This is a genomic window from Streptomyces sp. LS1784, assembly GCF_020103755.1.
Lineage (GTDB): Bacteria > Actinomycetota > Actinomycetes > Streptomycetales > Streptomycetaceae > Kitasatospora.
The window spans coordinates 1-1853 of the sequence record NZ_JAHSQD010000962.1; the positions used below are offsets into that span (position 1 = coordinate 1).

Annotated in this window: 2 protein-coding genes and 1 pseudogene; all 3 read left to right on the forward strand. The window is 69.6% G+C overall.

Annotation, left to right across the window (positions count from 1 at the left end):
* The first annotated feature begins 183 nt into the window (after positions 1 to 183).
* Entirely contained in the window at positions 184 to 486 is a 303-nt protein-coding gene (locus KS423_RS44655) for a replication/maintenance protein RepL (protein ID WP_224285398.1), read from the forward strand.
* Between the two features lie 182 nt (positions 487 to 668).
* Positions 669 to 980 (forward strand): transposase, encoded by a 312-nt coding sequence (locus KS423_RS44660; RefSeq protein WP_374120179.1) that lies wholly within the window; start codon positions 669 to 671, stop codon positions 978 to 980.
* A 317-nt stretch (positions 981 to 1297) separates the two neighbouring features.
* Positions 1298 to 1693, forward strand: a pseudogene (locus KS423_RS44665) (integrase core domain-containing protein); the annotation flags it as partial.
* Positions 1694 to 1853: the final 160 nt, after the last annotated feature.

Consider the following 1853-nt stretch of genomic DNA (forward strand, 5'->3'; position numbering starts at 1 on the left):
GCCGGACTGGCTCCCGAACTCGCCGAAGAACACCCGCCACGGTCGAGTACACCACCGCCACGAACGGCCTAGACCTGGCTCTCATTCACACCGGAGCAGTGGCTCTCATATGAACCCGACAAAATCACCCGGGCCCTGCCGCTGTATCGGCTCACCACTCTGCAGTACGACGTCTGGCACACCGTGCTGGGTGAGATGACCGACGGCGGCTTCGTCACCCTCACCCTCGGCGACATCGCCGAGCGGCTCGCCACCAGCAAGAGCAACATCTCGCCGGCCCTCAACCGGCTCGCCGAGCTCGGCCTGCTCTGGCGGATCTCCAACGGGCTGTACCGGATCAACCCGCGGATCGCCTTCAAGGGCTCCCAGGAGGAGTGGATCGAGGCCCTGGAAGAGGTGCCGGCCAACATCCCCGAGGTCGTCCTTCCCAGCTACCGCCGACGCCCGCCCCGTACCAACAGGTCCGGGCTGGCTGCCGCCGGCTGAAGCCAAGTGCGGGTTACAGCCCCCTGAAAGTTATCCCTGCACAGAACATGCAGCCGCGCCACGCCACCCCGGCACGGCTGGCCTCCCGTCGGCCGGGCCCGGCGGATCACCCCCCTGCTTCCCCGGGACCCGGCCGCCTGCGCTCCGTTCCCGGACGCTGGAGCGCGGGTCTACGGGGCGGTGTGCCTGCCGCGGCGGGCCCGGGCGGCCTGCTGTGGTCCGCGTCCTCCCGGGCCGTCCGACCGGACGGCCCGGACGGCCCGGGAGGCCCGGGAGGCCGCGAGGTCAAGCGCCGCACCGACGTCGTCCAGGTGTTGCCGAACGACGACGCACTGCTGCGGCTGGTCACCGCCGTGCTCTTCGAGCTCCACGACGAGTGGATCGCCTTCCCCCGCCGCTACCTGCCTGAGGGCAGCATGGACCAGCTCTACCCCACCAAGCTCCCCGAAAGCGCCCCCGCGCTACCCAACACCACCAACACGCCCGCCGATTGATCGGCCACACCACGAATGGGGACATGACCTGTCCCGGAGCCCGCCACCGCCCCGGCTGCACCTCGCTGCGCCTGGGCGTCAGCCCAGGGCACGTGAAGTTCTAGGGCTACGGCACCGCCGATGGCGGGGTGTGCGAGGGCGTGGGCGAGTTCTTCGGGGAGCACGGGCCGGTCGGCGAGGGTGAGGGCGTTGACCAGCCGTAGGTCGTCGTGGGCGAGGCCGGGGGGTTTCTTGCCGGGTGGGTGGGTGCGGGGGAGGGCGTAGAGGTCGTCGGTGTCGCGCAGGATGTCGGCGGGGTGGAGGCCCAGGCGCCGGGCGACCACATGCGCACCCGGCTTGTGGCCGACGCGCTCGAAGCCGCGGTCGTGACACGCGGCGGCCGGGTCGACGGCGTGATCTTCCACTCGGACAGGGGCTCGCAATACGGATCGGCCGAGTTCGCGAGCCTCTGTCGGCGACACGGCATCCGCCGAAGCATGGGAAAGGTCGGTTCGAGCTACGACAACGCTGCCGCCGAGAGCTTCTTCGCCTCGCTGAAGCGGGAGTTGATGCACGGAGCGTGCTGGACCAGTCGTTCTCAGGTGAGGCTGGAGGTGTTCCGGTGGATCTCCTTCTACAACGTCCGAAGGCGCCACTCCACACTCGGCTACCTCAGTCCGATCCAGTTCGAACAGCAGACAGCGGCGTCCCGTAGGATCACCCTCGCCGCATGAAACTCCGGTGTCCATGTCCCGGGGGAAGGCTCACAGCCGAGCCTGCCCCAGGTCCTGGCACGCGGCGGCCTCATCGACTGCCCGGCTTCGTCCTCAAAGACGAGCCAGGCCCCGCGGGCCGCCGCGGTGCTTTTACCCGCGGCCACGTCTCCTTCTTCCA